The sequence below is a fragment of the Streptomyces sp. NPDC001890 genome, assembly GCF_042891445.1.
Classification (GTDB): domain Bacteria; phylum Actinomycetota; class Actinomycetes; order Streptomycetales; family Streptomycetaceae; genus Streptomyces.
The window spans coordinates 1,346,218-1,362,861 of the sequence record NZ_JBIATE010000001.1 but is presented as its reverse complement, the minus strand read 5'-3'; the positions used below and the strand labels follow the sequence as shown (position 1 = coordinate 1,362,861).

Sequence of the window (16,644 nt, the reverse complement as noted above, 5' to 3'; positions counted from 1 at the left end):
GACTCTATCAGACTCTTTCGTGTCCGATTCCCGGTCGAAGCGGGATCCTGCTTTTCGCTTTCCAGTTCTTCGCTTTCGCGTTTCCCTTTCCGGCGGTTCCAACCTTACCAGACTCTTTTTCGTTCCGTTTCCGGTCCGAATTTGAATTCCGGTGGCCTTTGGAGGGGCCTTGCCTTTCGGCGTGTCCACTACATTAGCCGATTCCCTTGGCGACTCATAATCGAGGCGAAAGGGATTGAATTACGGCATGCCGAATTCGCACCCGCCAGGGTGATTCGTAGGTAGTGGTTGGCCGCTCCGGGATGCTCGGATGGGGTCCGATGGACCTCATCGACAGCAGCACCCGTTTCAAGCGGCTCGGACTACATTAGGGATCCTTCAAGGGCGAGTCAAGTTGCGCGGCGACGGGGCACATGGGCCCTGTAGGGGCTCACCGTGGGGTCCCCGTCGATCCAGAAGCGCCAGGGATGTGTGGCGCCGTCGCCGCCCACTCCGGTGCGGGGGCCGTTGCGTACCTGGTCACGTGGTGGTGGGGTGCCGTGCAGTACGGACAGCGCGGCGCCGGGATGGGCGATGGCGTCGGTGCCGTTCAGGGTTCGGTCGACGTCGAGGGCGGTGGCCAGGCGGGCCGGGCCTTTGGCCAGTTCCTTGTCGTTGCGGGCCGAGTTTCGACGTTCGCGGGTGAGTTCGGCGCCGACCTGGATGTCGCCGGCGCGGAGCAGGACCCCGCTCGCCCTGCCCTCGGGGCCGCACACCAGGTTGAGGCAGTGCCACATGCCGTAGGTGAAGTAGACGTACGCGTGGCCGGGCGGTCCGAACATGACGCCGTTGCGTGCGGTGCGGCCTCTGAAGGCGTGCGATCCGGGGTCGATCTCACCGGCGTACGCCTCCACCTCGGTCAGGCGCAGCTCGATGGGTCCGTCCGGTGTGGCCCGCACCAGGGTCCGGCCCAGGAGGTCGGGTGCCACTTCCAGTACGGGGCGGTCGAAGAAGTCGCGCGTCAGCGGCGTACGGTCCAAGCCCACGATCATGGCGGTCGAGGGTACCGGGAACCGACTACGGTCGTTGCGCGTATGTAGGGGTCAGGACCAAGGAGGAGTAAATATGGGCTTCAAGCGGCTGCTCGCCAGTCTGGGTGCCGGTGGCGCTTCGGTGGAGACCGAGCTTTCCGAGCTCAACGTCGTACCGGGCGGGGTCGTCCAGGGCGAGGTGCGGATCCAGGGCGGTTCCGTGGATCAGCAGATCGAGGGACTTTCCGTGGGGCTGCAGGCCCGGGTCGAGGTCGAGGGCCAGGACACGGAGACCAAGCAGGACATCGAGTTCACCAAGCTGCAGCTCGGTGGCGCGTTCGAGGTGCGGGCCGGTGCCGTGCACGTCGTACCCTTCGGGCTCGAAATTCCGTGGGAGACGCCGATAACGATGTTCGCCGGTCAGCATCTGCACGGCATGAACATCGGCGTGACCACGGAGCTGGAGATCGCGCGGGCGCTCGACTCGGGCGACCTGGACCCGATCAATGTGCACCCGCTGCCGGCCCAGCAGGCCATTCTCGACGCCTTCGGACAGCTCGGCTTCGGATTCCGCAGCGCGGACATGGAGCGCGGTCACATTCGCGGTACGCGTCAGCGGCTGCCGTTCTACCAGGAGATCGAGTTCTTCCCGCCGCAGCAGTACCGCGGGCTGAACCAGGTGGAGCTGACGTTCGTCGCCGACGACCGCGAGATGGATGTCGTCCTGGAGATGGACAAGAAGCCGGGGCTCTTCAGCGAGGGCAGCGACTCGTACCGCTCCTTCAAGGTCGGGCTGAACGACTTCCAGGGGACCGACTGGGCGGCATACCTCAATCAGTGGCTGGCGCAGGTCGGCGGTCAGCGCAACTGGCTCTAGGGTCGGTGGAAGATCCACCGACAGCAGAAAGCGATCAGGAGAGGTGCTGACGTGACCGAGCCGAAGAGGGCGCCGCTGCCGCACGACTTCCATCCGGAGGTGCCGTCGTTCACGGTGGTGAGCGAGGATCTCGCCCCCGGCGCCGTGCTGGCGGACGCTCAGGTGTTCGCGGCCGGGAACACCTCGCCGCAGCTGCGGTGGGAGGCGTTCCCGGCGCAGACCAAGAGTTTCGCCGTGACCTGCTTCGACCCCGATGCTCCTACCGGCAGCGGGTTCTGGCACTGGGTGGTCTTCGACATCCCGGCGTCGGTCACGGAGCTGCCGGCCGGTGCGGGCAGCGGGAAGTTCGAGGGGCTGCCCGCCGGTGCCGTGCAGGTCCGCAACGACTACGGGTCGAAGGAGTTCGGCGGTGCCGCGCCGCCGGCCGGCGAGAACCACCGCTACGTGTTCACGGTGTACGCGGTGGACACCGAGAAGCTGGGTGTCGACAGCGATGCGTCACCCGCGGTCGTCGGGTTCAATCTTCGGTTCCACACGCTGGGCCGTGCTCAGCTGATCGGTGAGTACACCGGTCCCGCCTAGTACTGGCCTGGTACTGGGTGAACCCGGAGTTCCCCTGCTGTTTGCCCTGCCCTGGTCCTGGAGAGATCAGGGCAGGGCATTTTTATTGCGTTGTCCATCACGGCCCGCCCGGCCAGAGTTGATCCGGGCCTGCCAGGGGGCGGGCGGCACACGGGAGGTGGGCGAGATGCGGGACACGCTGGTACTGAACGCGAGCTTCGAGCCGCTGTCGACGGTGACGCTGAACCGTGCGGTGGTGCTGATTCTGCAGGACAAGGCCGTCGTCGAGCAGTCGCATCCCGATCTCCGCATGCGTGGTGCCGCCGTGGACATTCCGGTGCCCCGGGTGATCAGGCTCTGCCGGTACGTACGGGTGCCGTTCCGAAGACATGCCCCGTGGTCCCGGAGGGGTGTGCTGATACGGGACCAGCACCGGTGCGCGTACTGCGGGCGGCGGGCGAGCACCGTCGACCATGTCGTGCCGCGCGCCCAGGGTGGTCAGGACACCTGGCTCAACACGGTGGCGTCCTGTGCCGAGGACAATCACCGCAAGGCGGCCCGGACGCCGGAGCAGGCGGGGATGCCGCTGCTGCGTCAGCCGTTCGTACCGTCGCCGGCGCAGGCGATGCTGCTGGCGCTGGGTGCCGGTGAGCGGTCGGAGCTGCCGGAGTGGCTGGACCGCGCCGCGGCGTAATCGGCGTACGTACTTCGTCGTGGTGGAAGCCCGTCTCCGGGGGGAGGCGGGCTTCCGGGTGTCAGCGGAGCAGCAGCTGGACGATGGCGACCGTGCCGACCGCGACGATGAGGACGCGCAGGACGGTGGGGCTGAGGCGGCGGCCTATCCTGGCGCCGATCTGGCCGCCCAGCGCGGAGCCGACCGCGATCAGTACGACGGCCGTCCAGTCGAAGTCCGCGACGAAGAGGAAGAAGAGCGCGGCGATGCTGTTGACGACGGCCGCCAGGACGTTCTTGACAGCGTTGAGGCGCTGCATGGTGTCGTCGAGCAGCATGCCCATCAGGGAGAGGTAGATGATCCCCTGGGCGGCGGTGAAGTAGCCGCCGTAGACACTGGCGAGCATCAGCCCGACGAACAGGAGCGGTCCGCCGTCGGGGTGGGCGGGGGTGCCGCTGTGGTCGCGTCGGCGCTGGACCGCTTTGCTGATGCGTGGTTGCAGGATGACCAGGACGAGAGCCAGGGCCACCAGTATCGGCACGATCGTCTCGAAGGCCGTGGAGGGCAGGGCCAGCAGCAGGGTGGCACCGGTGAGGCCGCCGATGAGGGCGCCGACGGCGAGCTTGAGGACGCGGCGACCCTGTCCCTTGAGCTCCTCGCGGTAGCCGATGGCACCGCTGACGGAACCGGGGATCAGGCCGAGGGCGTTGGAGACGGTCGCCGTGACCGGGGGAAGACCGGTGGCGAGCAGCACGGGGAAGGTGATCAGCGTTCCCGAGCCGACGATCGTGTTGATCGTGCCGGCGCTGATGCCCGCGGCGAAGACGGCGAGCATCTCCCAGATGTTCATTGCGGATCCCCCGTGCGTGATCGGTGCTTGGTGCACTGATCATGCACGGGGCGTGTACGCGTCAGTCGACCGGGGGCTGTTCCCGGCGCTCCTTGCCCGTGTCGAACCCGGGGGCGCCGTTGCCGAGGTTGCCGAAGGCGCCGCTGAGGCCCTTGAGGGCGTCACCGATCTCGCTGGGCACGATCCAGAGCTTGTTGGCGTCGCCCTCGGCGATCTTCGGGAGCATCTGGAGGTACTGGTACGAGAGGAGCTTCTGGTCCGGGTCGCCGGCGTGGATGGACTCGAAGACCGTACGGATCGCCTGGGCCTCGCCCTCGGCGCGCAGGGCCGATGCCTTGGCCTCACCCTCGGCGCGCAGGATCGCGGACTGCTTCTCGCCCTCCGCGGTGAGGATCGCGGACTGGCGCGTTCCTTCGGCCTGGAGGATCGCGGCGCGCTTGTCGCGGTCGGCGCGCATCTGCTTCTCCATCGAGTCCTGGATGGAGGTGGGCGGTTCGATCGCCTTGAGCTCCACGCGGTTGACCCGGATGCCCCACTTGCCGGTGGCCTCGTCGAGGACGCCGCGCAGGGCCGCGTTGATCTCCTCGCGGGAGGTCAGGGTCCGCTCCAGGTCCATGCCACCGATGATGTTGCGGAGGGTGGTGACGGTGAGCTGCTCGATCGCCTGGATGTAGCTGGCGACTTCGTAGGTCGCGGCCCGCGCGTCGGTCACCTGGTAGTAGATGACGGTGTCGATGTTGACGACCAGGTTGTCCTGGGTGATCACCGGCTGGGGCGGGAAAGGCACGACCTGTTCACGGAGGTCGATGCGGTTGCGGATGGAGTCGATGAATGGAACGACGATGTTCAGGCCCGCGTTGAGCGTGCGGGTGTAGCGGCCGAAGCGCTCCACGATGGCGGCGCTGGCCTGCGGGATGACCTGGATCGTCTTGATCAGGGCGATGAAGACGAGCACCACCAGAATGATCAGAACGATGATGATCGGTTGCATCGTGTTCCTCGTTGCCCTTCGGTTGCCGACGGATCGCGATGATCGAGGTCGAGGTCGCGGGAGGGACCGGCTGTCGGGCCGGCCCCGATCTCATGATGATCGACTTCGAGTCTGACAGAACGCGCTCTGCCTTGTGGGTGGTTCGGTCACATGACGACTGCCGTAGCTCCGTCGATGTCGACGACATCGACCTGTTGGCCGGGTTCGAAGCTCTGGCCCTCGTCGAGTGCGCGGGCGGACCAGACCTCCCCGGCCAGTTTGATCCGGCCGCCGCTGCCGTCGACCCGTTCCAGGACGACGGCCTGACGGCCTTTCAGCGCATCGATGCCGGTGGCGAGTTGGGGCCGGTCGTCGCGGTGTCTGGCGGCGATGGGGCGGACCACGGCGATGAGCGCCACCGAGACCACGACGAACACCAGTACCTGGGCCACGATGCCGCCGCCGAGTGCCGCGACGACTGCCGCTGCGACCGCTCCGACGGCGAACATGCCGAACTCGGGCATCGCGGTCATGACGAGTGGGATGCCCAGTCCCACCGCGCCGATCAGCCACCACACCCACGCGTCGATGTCCACGTGGTCATGGTAGAACCGCGAACGCCCTCGCGGACAGGGCGCAGGCAGGCCGCTCGGCCCGTTGGGCCCTTCGGGCCGGAAGTCGTCGCCGGTCGTGCCCGGGAGAGCGGCGGGCCGTACCTACGAGAGCGGCAGGCCGTGGGCCGTGTAGCGGTCGCCGGTGCGCTCGACGACGAGCGGCAGGCCGAAGCAGAGGGAGAGGTTGCGGGAGCTGAGTTCGGTCTCCATGGGGCCCGCGGCGAGCACCTTGCCCTGGCGGATCATCAGGACGTGGGTGAAGCCGGGGGCGATCTCCTCGACATGGTGGGTGACCATGACCATGGAGGGGGCGTACGGGTCGCGTGCCAGCCGGCCCAGGCGGCGGACCAGGTCCTCGCGGCCGCCGAGGTCGAGTCCCGCCGCCGGCTCGTCGAGGAGCAGCAGTTCGGGGTCGGTCATCATGGCGCGGGCGATCAGGGTGCGCTTGCGCTCGCCCTCGGAGAGGGTGCCGAACTTCCGGTCGAGGTACTCGGTCATGCCGAGCCGGTCGAGGAAGGCGCGGGCGCGCTCCTCGTCGACGGCTTCGTAGTTCTCGTGCCAGGTGGCGGTCATGCCGTACGCGGCGGTGAGCACCGTCTGCAGCACGGTCTGGCGCCGGGGCAGCTTCTCGGCCATGGCGACGCCCGCGATGCCGATGCGGGGGCGGAGCTCGAAGACGTCGGTGCCGACGCCGCCGAGCTGCTCGCCGAGGACCTTGGCGGTGCCGGTGCTCGGGAAGAGGTAGCTGGAGGCGATGTTGAGCAGGGTGGTCTTGCCGGCGCCGTTGGGGCCGAGGATGACCCAGCGCTCCCCCTCCTTGACCGACCAGGAGACGTCGTCCACCAGAGCGCGTCCGTCGCGGACCACGGATACGTCCACCAGCTCCAGTACATCGCTCATGGCGCGTTGTCTCCCCATGCAGTGTCGAGATCGTCGGTACCTGTGGGCACAGCTCCCAGGGAAATCTACGCCACCGCGCGAGTGCTCCCGGCGCTGGGCCCGAGTGAGGACAGGCCCCGGGCTCGTTCCCTAGGGTGTTCCCATGCTTTCGGAACCACGCTCAGGGCTGTTGGCCGCTTGGGGAAACGCGCTTCTGGCGGGACTGGTGTCGCCGGACGAGGCGGCGCTCGCCATTGTCGGGGAGGACGCGGTGCACCGCGTGGAGGGACTGCCGGGCGAGGCGGGGCCGGTCGGGCTCACGCTGGCGCTCGGGCGGTTGCGGAGTCTGGGGGTGACGGGTTTCCGGGTGGCGCTGCCGGCGCCCGGTCATCCGCTGGGGCTGAGCGGTCCGCCGGACTTCAACGCGCGGGCGCTGGAGGCCGAGGAGGCGGTGGTGGCCTTCGGGGCACCGTACGGGCTGATTCCCGAGGTGCACGAGGTGGGGCCGGCCGGGGATCTGCACATCGAGGTGGTGTGGCGTTGTCTGCCGGTGCGGGAGGCGCCGCCGGCCGATGTGCCGTCGCTGGGCGAGGCGGAGCGGGAGCTCGCCGAGGCGTTGCGGGACGCGACGGCGGTGCTGTCGCGGCTGGATGTGGCCGGTTCGGGGCCGGTGGCCGAGGCTGCGGTGGACGCGTACCGGGCGCGGGCGGAGCGGGGCCGCGAGGTGCTGGCTCCGGGGTATCCGCCGCGGGCGGTGCGGGTGCTGGAGCTGGCGCAGCGGGTGGGGCTGCTGATCTCGGTGGCGTACGAGAACGGGCACGGCGGCGCGGTGAGCGCTTCGGAGATCGCGGCCCGGGGTGAGGCGCTGCGGCCGGTGGAGCGGGTGGCCCGGCGGGCGCAGGTCGCCGCGTACAACGCGTATGTGGAGGAGCGCGAGCGGGGGCGGTAGGGCCTGCCGGGGCGGATCGGGTTCGCGGATACGCCCCGGGCCTCGGCCGGGCGGATGGCGCGGGTGCGCCGGACGGGCTCGGTGTGCCCGTCCGGCGCAGGTGTGACGGCGAAGTGTGACCGTGGAGCCGGCCCCGGTCGGCCATGGAGCCGGTCGGCCGGCCGGTCGAGTCGGTCAGCCTGCCATGGGGGGTGGTCAGCCGTTCAGGCCGAGGTTGCCGAAGGCCGGGTTGAGCAGGCCGACCACGTTGATCGTGTTGCCGACCACGTTCACCGGGACGTGCACCGGGACCTGGACGACGTTGCCGCTGACCACGCCCGGGGAGTGGGCCGCGACACCGTCGGCGCCCGCGCCGTGTCCGGTGGCGGAGGCAGCGCCCGCGCCGACGGCGATGATTCCACCGGCGATCATGGTGACGGCAGCGGCCTTCTTCAGGTTCTTCACTTCAGGATCCTCCTAGCGTGGCTGCGGCCGGCCGCCGCAGCACCCTGGAGAACGCCTCGGAGCCGAGCAGGTTGCGCCGTCCGGGTGACATACACCCGACAGTATGAATCTCAGTCCGGAGCTAGACGGCCCGCTTCCTCGCCGGTCCGCTTCCGCACTGCCGTCCGCCTCCGCGGTGCCGTCCGCTTCCTTCCCGGTCCGCCTCCGCGGTGCGGTCCGCTTCCTTCCCGGTCCGCCTCCGCGGTGCGGTCCGCTTCCTTGCCGGTCAGCCCGCCGCGCCGTGCCGGACGGCCCACAGGGCGGCCTGGGTCCGGTCCGCGAGGTCCAGCTTCATCAGGATGTTCGAGACGTGCGTCTTGACGGTCTTCTCGGAGAGGACAAGCGCTCGCGCGATCTCGCGGTTGGAGCGGCCGTCGGCGATCAGACCCAGCACCTCCCGTTCCCGTTCGGTGAGCGTGCTCCCCCGGCCCGTACCGCCGCCCGAGTCCTCCTGGGCGAGCAGGGCCCCCGCGACCTCCGGCTGGAGCAGGACGTGGCCCGCGTGCACCGAGCGGATCGCGCCGGCCAGGGCGTCCGGGTCGACGTCCTTGTACACGTATCCGGAGGCTCCGGCGCGCAGGGCGGGGACCACGGTGCGCTGCTCGGTGAAGCTGGTGACGATGAGGACCTTGGCCGGGTTCTCCAGCTCGCGCAGCCTGCGCAGCGCCTCGATGCCGTCGGTGCCGGGCATCTTGATGTCCATCAGGACGACATCGGGCCGGAGCTCCTCGGTCCTGGCCACCCCCTCGGCACCGTCGGCCGCCTCGCCGACCACCTCTATGTCGTCCTGGATCTCCAGGAACGTACGCAGGCCACGGCGGACCACCTGGTGGTCGTCGACCAGCAGCACCCTGATGATCTTGTCAGCCACCGGGTACCTCCATCTCGATCGTGGTGCCCTTGCCGGGCGCCGATTCAACGGTGAGCCTTCCGCCGACGCCATTCGCGCGGTCCCGCATCGACACCAGGCCCAGATGCCGGCCCGCCTGCCGGGTCGCCGCGGGTTCGAAGCCGCCGCCGTCGTCGGTGATCCGCAGCAGCGTGCCGCTGCCGTGCCGGGCCAGGGTGACGCCGACGTGCTCCGCCCCGGAGTGGCGCAGCGCGTTGTGCAGGGCCTCCTGGGAGACCCGCAGCAGCGCCTCCTCCTGGGCGGCGGGCAGGGCCCGTATGCCCAGGCTCTCGAAGGTGACCCGGGCCGTGTGGGCCCGGTCCAGGACCTGGATCTGGGTACGGAGGGTGGCGACGAGGCCGTCCTCGTCGAGCGCGGCGGGGCGCAGCTCGACGACGGCGGCGCGCAGCTCGTCCACCGCCTCGGCGGCGAGTGCGGCGACCTGCTGGAGCTCGCCCTTGGCACGGGCCGGGTCGCGGTCCACCAGGGCGGTGGCCGCCTGGGCCGTCAGCCGCAGCGAGAACAGCTTCTGGCTCACCGCGTCGTGCAGCTCGTGGGCGAGGCGGGAACGCTCCTCGGCGATGGTGAGCTCGCGGCTGCGTTCGTAGAGCCGGGCGTTGGTGAGGGCTATCGCCGCGTGCTGGGCGAGCATGCCCAGCAGTTCCTCGTCCTCGGCGGTGAAACCGCAGCTGCCCTCGGGCTTGGGGCAGCGCTTGTTGGCGAGGAAGAGCGCGCCGATGATCTCCTCGCCGTCCCTGATCGGCAGGCCCAGGAAGTCGGACATGTCGGGGTGGGCGTCGGGCCAGCCCTCGAAGCGGGGGTCCTTGCGGACATCGGCGAGGCGCTCGGGCTTCGCCTCGTGGAGCATCGAGGCGAGGATGCCGTGCTGCCTGGGCAGCGGGCCGATGGCCTTCCACTGCTCGTCACTGACTCCGTCGACGACGAACTGGGCGAAGCCGCCGTGGTCGTCGGGGACGCCCAGGGCCGCGTACTCGGCGTCCAGCAGCTCGCGGGCCGAGGCGACGATCGTCTTCAGGACGTCACGCACTTCGAGGTGCCGGCTCATGGCGAGCAGCGCGGCACTCACGGCGGCGAGACCCGACGGTGGGCGATGGCTCATGGCCTCACCGTACCGGCGGGATTCGAACGCCGTATCGGCCTGTGGACGGCTGCGGATTAGGGCGCTGGGACTAGGTCCGTACGCCCGCGCATGAGGAGCGGCCCCGTGCGCGTGAGGAGCAGCTCCGTATGCGTGAGGAGCAGCTCCGTATGCGTGAGCCGCGGCCCCCTGTAAAGAGGAGCGGCCCATGCACGGGAGCGGCAGCCCTGCCGAACACCCCGCCCAAATACGGAATCTCACACTCCGAATTGCTGAAGCAACGGTTGGTGAGGTTGTTACACGTCCGATGTGAGGCCGCACATAGGACCCACATCACTTACGAAGCCTGCTAGTGGATACACAGGTGCCACATCAGTGGTCATGAGCGCGGCCCGACACGTTCGAGCGGGGCCCCGGTCCACTACCCGGGTTCGTACGTCACACCTTTGCCACCAGATTTTGCTGGCGCTAAGAATTGCTCTCGTCCCCGACGGAGATGCCTGACCGCTTCCCGTCTTCGTCCTCCGTGAGGACTTCCGCGATTCGAAGAGGTATGCCTGCATGTCCATGTCCAGCATCCCCGGCCGCCGTCGTCGACTGAACAAGACCCAGAAGCTCTCCGTCGCGGGCATCTCCGCCATGGCCGTCGCCGCGCTCTCGTTCTCGCTCGTCCCCGCCAACGCCGACCCCAAGCCCGAGGCCGCGACCCCCGTGTCCGCCGAGCCCGTGGTCCTCGCGTCGGTCGCCGGTAGTCCGCAGGCCAAGGCCGTGCAGGCCAGCATCATCGAGCAGCACTCCACCGCCGAGAACCTGGTGAAGGCCGCAGACGTCGCCAGGGCCAAGAAGGCCGCCGCCGCGAAGGCGAAGGCCGCCGAGGCCGCCAAGATCAAGGCCCAGGCCGAGGCAAAGGCCAAGGCCAAGGCCGCCGCCAAGGTGAAGGCGAAGGCTGTCGCCGCCGAGCGCACGCAGACGCAGGCCGCCAGCCGCTCCGAGGCCCGCACCCCGGTGTACGCCAACAACCTGGACGGCTGGATCAGGGAGTCCCTGGACATCATGCGGGCCCACGGCATCCCCGGCTCGTACGACGGTCTGCACCGCAACATCATGCGCGAGTCGACCGGCAACCCGAACGCGGTCAACGGCTGGGACATCAACGCCCAGAACGGCACCCCGTCCTGCGGCCTGCTCCAGGTCATCCAGCCGACGTTCAACGCGTACCACGTCCCGGGCACCTCGTGGAACATCTACGACCCGGTCGCCAACATCACGGCCGCGGCCAACTACGCGGCCGACAAGTACGGCTCGATGGACAACGTCAACAGCGCGTACTGACCGGCGCCGCGCGTCACCGGCCGGCATCCGCATACGCCGAAGGGCGGCACCCCGCGCGGGATGCCGCCCTTCGGCGTCCGGTGCCGGGGTCCGCGCTACTTGCGCATGACCTCCGGCTCGTGGCGGCGCAGCAGTCGCGCGACCACGACGCCGCAGACGATGCCGAGCAGCAGCAGTACCGAGATGTTGATCCCCCACTGGGAGGCCGAGTGCTCCCACAGCGGGTCGAGATCGGTCGGGTTCTTCGGGTCCCACGGCGCCATGAGGTGCGAGAGGTCGAGCGTCGTGCCCGCGCCGGCGATGGCCCAGCGGGACGGCATCAGCCAGGCGAACTGCTCCAGGCCGGGCGAGCCGAACACCTGGAAGAGGATGCCGGTGAAGACGACCTGGACGATCGCGAACATGACCAGCAGCGGCATGGTCTTCTCGGCGGTCTTCACCAGCGAGGAGATCACCAGGCCGAACATCATCGAGGTGAAGCCGAGCACGATGATCGTCAGGCAGAGCTCGACGGCCGGCGGCATGATCAGGCCCTCTTCGGGCAGCTCGCGGGTGGCGAAGCCGATGCCGCAGATGATGACGCCCTGGAAGGCGGTGATCACGCCGAGGACGATCACCTTGGACATCAGATAGGCGGAGCGGGACAGGCCGGTGGCCCGTTCCCGTTCGTAGATGACGCGTTCCTTGATCAGTTCTCGTACGGAGTTGGCCGCACCGGAGAAGCACATGCCGACCGCGAGGATCAGCATGATCGTTCCGGCGGCTCCGTTGAACCGGGACGGCGGCTTCGGCGGGGCCAGGCCGAAGTCGGCCGGGATGACCACGCTGACGACGCCGAGCACGGCGGGCAGGATCACCATCAGGCCCATGAAGCCCTTGTCGGACGCGATCACCGAGACGTAGCGGCGCATCAGCGTCCACAGCTGGGCCGACCAGCTCTGCGGCTTCGGCGGGCGCATCTGCTGCGGGGGCGGCATGTGTACGGACTGTGCGGCGACGGCGTCGATGTCCGCGGCGTACATCTGGTAGTGCTGCGATCCGCGCCAGCGGCCCGCCCAGTCGTAGTCGCGGTAGTTCTCGAACGCGGAGAAGACGTCGGCCCAGGTGGTGTAGCCGAAGAAGTTGAGCGCCTCCTCCGGCGGGCCGAAGTAGGCGACGGAACCGCCCGGCGCCATGACCAGCAGCTTGTCGCAGATCGCCAGCTCGGCGACGGAGTGCGTGACGACCAGGACGGTGCGGCCGTCGTCGGCCAGTCCGCGCAGCAGCTGCATGACGTCGCGGTCCATGCCCGGGTCGAGGCCGGAGGTCGGCTCGTCCAGGAAGATCAGCGACGGCTTGGTGAGCAGCTCCAGGGCGACGGAGACGCGCTTGCGCTGACCGCCGGAGAGCGAGGTGACCTTCTTGTCCTTGTGGATGTCGAGCTTGAGCTCGGCGAGGACTTCGAGGATCCGGGCCTGGCGCTCGGCCTCGGTGGTGTCCGCGGGGAAGCGGAGCTTGGCCGCGTACTTGAGCGCCTTGGTGACGGTGAGTTCCTTGTGCAGGATGTCGTCCTGCGGGACCAGACCGATGCGCTGGCGCAGCTCGGCGAACTGCTTGTACAGGTTCCGGTTGTCGTAGAGGACGTCGCCCTGGTTGGCGGGCCGGTAGCCGGTGAGCGCCTTGAGCAGGGTGGACTTTCCGGATCCGGACGGGCCGATGACCGCGATGAGCGACTTCTCCGGGACGCCGAAGGAGACGTCCTTGAGGATCTGCTTCCCGCCGTCGACCGTCACCGTGAGGTGGCGGGCGGAGAAGGAGACCTCACCGGTGTCGACGAACTCTTCGAGCCGGTCGCCGACCAGGCGGAAGGTCGAGTGACCGACGCCGACGATGTCGTTGGGGCCGATGAGCGCGGAGCCGGACTTGGAGAGCGGCTGACCGTTGACGTAGGTGCCGTTGTGGGATCCGAGGTCACGGATCTCGAAGCGGCCGTCGGGGGTCGCGTGGAATTCGGCGTGGTGGCGCGAGACCTGGAGGTCGGAGACGACCAGTTCGTTCTCCAGCGCACGACCGATGCGCATGACGCGGCCGAGGGCCAGCTGGTGGAACGTGGTCGGGCTGCGGTCTCCGTACACCGGCGGAGCCCCCGCGGCTCCGCCCGCGCCGGGCGTCCTCGCCATGCCCTGCTGCTGCGGGACATGCGGTTGTACGGGCTGCTGCGGCGGCACTCCCTGGGGTGCCTGCTGCGGCCAGCCCTGCTGCGGCTGGGCGGGGGCCTGCTGGCCGGGCCAGCCGGCGCCGCCCTGCTGGGGCTGCTGGGGCTGCTGGACCGGTGCCTGCTGGGCACCCGCGCCCTGCCCGCTGTACACATCGGCACCCGCCGTGGCGGTGAGGCTCAGCCGCGGGCCGTCAGTGGCGTTACCCAGGTGCACGACGGAGCCGGGGCCGATCTCCAGCTGCTGGATCCGGCTGCCCTGCGCATAGGTGCCGTTGGTGCTGCCGTGGTCCTCGATGAACCAACTCCGGCCATTCCAGCTGATCGTGGCGTGCCGCCACGACACCCTGGCGTCGTCGATCGTCAGGTCGCCCTGCGGGTCGCGCCCGAGGGTGTACGACCTGGACGGATCGAGCGTCCAGGTCCTGCCATTCAATTCCAGTACGAGTTCCGGCACTCCGCGCCCCACTAGTTGTCCCCCGAGTCGCCCCCGTCACAGGGGGCCTAGGGATGCTGAACATCGTGAGGAACTATTCCAGGAGCAGTCCCCGATACGAAAGTCGGGCGGGGTGAAGACCCTGCCGAGACCTGCATCGTTACGGTGCCGACACGAATCCGGGCGGCGGCGCGCGGCCAAAGGGAGCAGGGCGCGGCAAGCGGCCCGAGTACGTACGAATCATCGGCGACCGGGGCATCCCGGTCACCCCTGCCCACCGCGTCCCGGCGGCCCCCCGGGTCCGCCGCACCCCCTCCGCGACCACTGGCTGGATCCGGACGCGCGCGGTCCGTCACCGCGGGCGTGCGCCGGGCCGGGTACGGGTCCGCCGCGCTGTCCGGTCCTCGGGACGGGCGCCCGGAGCCCCGGCGCGGACCGATACGGTGGAAGCACCATGAGCGCATCTCAGCCACCTCGGTCCTCTTCGTCTCCTGAGTCCCCTGAGTCCCCCGGGTCCCGCAGTGAGCCCCCCGAGTCCTCTCGGGGCGCCGACACTCCCACCCTTCTCGTGAAGATCTTCGGGAAGGACCGGCCCGGTATCACCGCCGGGCTCTTCGACACCCTCGCCGCCTACTCGGTCGATGTCGTCGACATCGAGCAGGTCGTCACCCGTGGCCGCATCGTCCTGTGCGTACTGGTCACCGCCCCGACCGCGGGCGGCACCACCGAGGGCGACCTGCGGGCGACCGTGCACAGCTGGGCCGAATCGCTGAAGCTCCAGGCCGAGATCATCTCCGGTACCGGTGACAACCGGCCGCGTGGCCACGGGCGTTCCCATGTGACGGTGCTCGGGCACCCGCTGACCGCGGAGTCGACCGCCGCCATAGCGGCCAGGATCACTTCCACCGGCGGCAACATCGACCGTATCTTCCGGCTCGCGAAGTACCCGGTCACGGCGGTCGAGTTCGCGGTGTCCGGCGCCGCGACCGAGGAGCTGCGGACCGCGCTGGCCACGGAGTCCGCCGGAATCGGTGTCGATGTCGCGGTGGTGTCGGCCGGGCTGAGCCGCCGGGCGCAGCGGCTGGTCGTCATGGACGTCGACTCGACGCTCATCCAGGACGAGGTCATCGAGCTCTTCGCCGCCCACGCGGGCTGCGAGGACAAGGTCGCCGAGGTGACCGAGCAGGCGATGCGCGGTGAGCTCGACTTCGAGCAGTCGCTGCACGCGCGGGTGGCGCTGCTGGCCGGGCTCGATGTGTCGGTGGTGGACAAGGTGCGCTCCGAGGTACGGCTGACACCGGGCGCGCGCACCCTGATCCGTACGCTGAAGCGGCTCGGCTACCAAGTCGGCGTGGTCTCGGGCGGGTTCACGCAGGTCACCGACGATCTGAAGGAACGGCTCGGGCTCGACTTCGCCTCTGCCAACACCTTGGAAGTGGTCGACGGAAAGCTCACGGGACGGGTCGTCGGCGACATCGTCGACCGGGCCGGCAAGGCCCGGCTGCTGCGCAGTTTCGCCGAGCAGGCCGGGGTGCCGCTGGCCCAGACCGTCGCGATCGGTGACGGCGCGAATGACCTGGACATGCTGAACACCGCCGGGCTCGGGGTGGCCTTCAACGCCAAGCCGGTGGTCCGCGAGGCGGCGCACACCGCGGTGAACGTGCCGTTCCTGGACACCGTGCTGTATCTGCTCGGCATCACCCGCGAGGAGGTCGAGGCCGCCGACGGTCTCGTCGACTGACGCCGTCCGGCACGATCGCGGGCGTGTCCGGCACGATCGGCACGGTCGCGCGTACGGAGCAGGGCCCCGGTGCTTACGCATCCGGGGCCCTGCTCCGTACGACGCGGTACCAGTCGTTGTCCGGTCAGCTGCGGTCCAGTCGTTGCTCAGTCGTTGGGCGTCCAGTACTCGACCAGCTTGCCCACGCCGTGCTCCACGCCCTTCCAGGAGCCGGAGAACTCGACGACGGCGAAGGCGGCGGTGGGAAAGCCACCGCGGGTCATCCGGGCCAGGGCGTCGCCCTCGGACGATTCCGAGAGCGCGTCGGCGATCGCGTGCATGCCGGGGTTGTGGCCGACGACCAGGAGGTTGTGCACGTCGTCGGGGGTCTCGTTGATCAGCGCGATGAGCTCGCCGAGGGACGCCTCGTACAGCCGGTCCTCGTACACGGTCCTGGGGCGCTGCGGCATCTCGTGGACGGCCAGCTTCCACGTCTCGCGCGTCCGGGCCGCGGTGGAGCAGAGGGCCAGATCGAGGACGATCCCGGAGTCGACGAGTCTGCGGCCCGCGACGGGGGCATCCTTGCGGCCCCGCTCCGCGAGCGGTCGCTCGTGGTCGGAGTCCTGCGACCATTCCGCCTTTGCATGCCTGAGAAGGACGATCCTGCGAGGTGTATCGACGCTCATACACCTCAGCTTCGCATGAAATGTGCCGCCCGGCGCAGGGTGTTGATGGGCTTCCACGGGGCGCGCGGGCGAGGTCAGCCGGTCACCAGGGCCGTGATTCGCGCGAGCAACCGGCTGATCGCCGGGTCGGCGGTCGCGGCGTGCGCCTCGCCGGATCCCATGATCAGCAGCAGCAGTGCGGCGAACGCGATCGCGGGCAGCGCGATGGCCCACCACGGCAGCCTGACCTCGACGCTGCCCGTGGCCGGGTGGGTGGTCGGGGTGTGCGTTCGGGCCGGCATGTCCGCCTCCGTGGGTCTTCGGTACCGATACCGAAAAGCTACGGATCCGGGGCCGCCGGCCCCATCCGGCGACCCACCCACTTCACCCTGAGCCCTGCCCCCTAGGGGATGGTGGTGCCAGCCCTACCATCGAGGGCCGGC

General features: G+C 69.4%; 17 protein-coding genes. 6 read left to right on the top strand and 11 right to left on the bottom strand.

Going from position 1 to position 16,644, the window contains the following annotated elements; translation table 11 throughout:
- Positions 1-389: 389 nt before the first annotated feature.
- A complete protein-coding gene (locus ACFYY1_RS06040; protein ID WP_388581389.1) occupies positions 390-1,031 on the bottom strand; it encodes a DNA-3-methyladenine glycosylase in 642 nt (213 codons plus the stop codon).
- A gap of 73 nt (positions 1,032-1,104) precedes the next feature.
- Here ACFYY1_RS06040 and ACFYY1_RS06035 point away from each other — a divergent pair, with 73 nt between their 5' ends.
- The 3 genes from ACFYY1_RS06035 (at position 1,105) to ACFYY1_RS06025 (ending at position 3,142) form a co-directional block, all read left to right on the top strand.
- A complete protein-coding gene (locus ACFYY1_RS06035; protein ID WP_376427696.1) occupies positions 1,105-1,887 on the top strand; it encodes a sporulation protein in 783 nt (260 codons plus the stop codon).
- Between the two features lie 51 nt (positions 1,888-1,938).
- Complete coding sequence (locus ACFYY1_RS06030; protein WP_266736311.1) at positions 1,939-2,469, top strand: YbhB/YbcL family Raf kinase inhibitor-like protein; 531 nt, start codon at positions 1,939-1,941, stop codon at positions 2,467-2,469.
- Between the two features lie 166 nt (positions 2,470-2,635).
- The gene (locus ACFYY1_RS06025) at positions 2,636-3,142 is read left to right on the top strand and encodes an HNH endonuclease (protein WP_266421215.1); all 507 of its coding nucleotides are present in this window, start codon (positions 2,636-2,638) and stop codon (positions 3,140-3,142) included.
- A gap of 61 nt (positions 3,143-3,203) precedes the next feature.
- Here ACFYY1_RS06025 and ACFYY1_RS06020 read toward each other — a convergent pair whose 3' ends face one another.
- The 4 genes from ACFYY1_RS06020 to ACFYY1_RS06005 form a co-directional block, all read right to left on the bottom strand.
- A complete protein-coding gene (locus ACFYY1_RS06020; protein ID WP_388581386.1) occupies positions 3,204-3,971 on the bottom strand; it encodes a sulfite exporter TauE/SafE family protein in 768 nt (255 codons plus the stop codon).
- Positions 3,972-4,032: 61 nt separating this feature from the next.
- Complete coding sequence (locus ACFYY1_RS06015) at positions 4,033-4,962, bottom strand: SPFH domain-containing protein (protein WP_093895790.1); 930 nt, start codon at positions 4,960-4,962, stop codon at positions 4,033-4,035.
- 146 nt (positions 4,963-5,108) lie between these two features.
- Positions 5,109-5,537, bottom strand: a complete 429-nt coding sequence (locus ACFYY1_RS06010) for an NfeD family protein (RefSeq protein WP_388581381.1) — start codon at positions 5,535-5,537, stop codon at positions 5,109-5,111.
- Between the two features lie 120 nt (positions 5,538-5,657).
- Positions 5,658-6,455 carry an ABC transporter ATP-binding protein gene (locus tag ACFYY1_RS06005; protein WP_388581378.1) on the bottom strand — a complete coding sequence of 266 codons (798 nt, stop codon included), beginning with the start codon at positions 6,453-6,455 and terminating at the stop codon, positions 5,658-5,660.
- Between the two features lie 142 nt (positions 6,456-6,597).
- Here ACFYY1_RS06005 and ACFYY1_RS06000 point away from each other — a divergent pair, with 142 nt between their 5' ends.
- Entirely contained in the window at positions 6,598-7,383 is a 786-nt protein-coding gene (locus tag ACFYY1_RS06000) for a hypothetical protein (protein WP_388581375.1), read from the top strand.
- A gap of 195 nt (positions 7,384-7,578) precedes the next feature.
- Here ACFYY1_RS06000 and ACFYY1_RS05995 read toward each other — a convergent pair whose 3' ends face one another.
- From ACFYY1_RS05995 to ACFYY1_RS05985, 3 genes are all read right to left on the bottom strand, one after another.
- Positions 7,579-7,827: a chaplin family protein gene (locus ACFYY1_RS05995; protein WP_388581372.1), complete on the bottom strand. Its 249-nt coding sequence runs from the start codon at positions 7,825-7,827 to the stop codon at positions 7,579-7,581.
- 265 nt (positions 7,828-8,092) lie between these two features.
- Complete coding sequence (locus ACFYY1_RS05990; protein WP_388581369.1) at positions 8,093-8,737, bottom strand: response regulator; 645 nt, start codon at positions 8,735-8,737, stop codon at positions 8,093-8,095.
- Positions 8,730-9,875 carry a GAF domain-containing sensor histidine kinase gene (locus ACFYY1_RS05985; RefSeq protein ID WP_388581366.1) on the bottom strand — a complete coding sequence of 382 codons (1,146 nt, stop codon included), beginning with the start codon at positions 9,873-9,875 and terminating at the stop codon, positions 8,730-8,732. Before ACFYY1_RS05985 ends, ACFYY1_RS05990 begins: the two co-directional genes overlap by 8 nt.
- A 540-nt stretch (positions 9,876-10,415) precedes the next feature.
- Here ACFYY1_RS05985 and ACFYY1_RS05980 point away from each other — a divergent pair.
- Positions 10,416-11,186, top strand: a complete 771-nt coding sequence (locus ACFYY1_RS05980; protein ID WP_388581363.1) for a transglycosylase SLT domain-containing protein — start codon at positions 10,416-10,418, stop codon at positions 11,184-11,186.
- Positions 11,187-11,281: 95 nt separating this feature from the next.
- Here ACFYY1_RS05980 and ACFYY1_RS05975 read toward each other — a convergent pair whose 3' ends face one another.
- A complete protein-coding gene (locus tag ACFYY1_RS05975; protein ID WP_388581360.1) occupies positions 11,282-13,849 on the bottom strand; it encodes an FHA domain-containing protein in 2,568 nt (855 codons plus the stop codon).
- A 421-nt stretch (positions 13,850-14,270) separates the two neighbouring features.
- Here ACFYY1_RS05975 and serB point away from each other — a divergent pair, with 421 nt between their 5' ends.
- Entirely contained in the window at positions 14,271-15,557 is a 1,287-nt protein-coding gene (gene serB / locus ACFYY1_RS05970) for a phosphoserine phosphatase SerB (RefSeq protein ID WP_388581357.1), read from the top strand.
- Positions 15,558-15,703: 146 nt separating this feature from the next.
- Here serB and ACFYY1_RS05965 read toward each other — a convergent pair whose 3' ends face one another.
- Together ACFYY1_RS05965 and ACFYY1_RS05960 are read right to left on the bottom strand one after the other, a co-directional pair.
- Positions 15,704-16,222, bottom strand: a complete 519-nt coding sequence (locus ACFYY1_RS05965; protein WP_388581354.1) for a SixA phosphatase family protein — start codon at positions 16,220-16,222, stop codon at positions 15,704-15,706.
- Between the two features lie 74 nt (positions 16,223-16,296).
- A complete protein-coding gene (locus tag ACFYY1_RS05960; protein ID WP_388581351.1) occupies positions 16,297-16,503 on the bottom strand; it encodes a hypothetical protein in 207 nt (68 codons plus the stop codon).
- Positions 16,504-16,644: the final 141 nt, after the last annotated feature.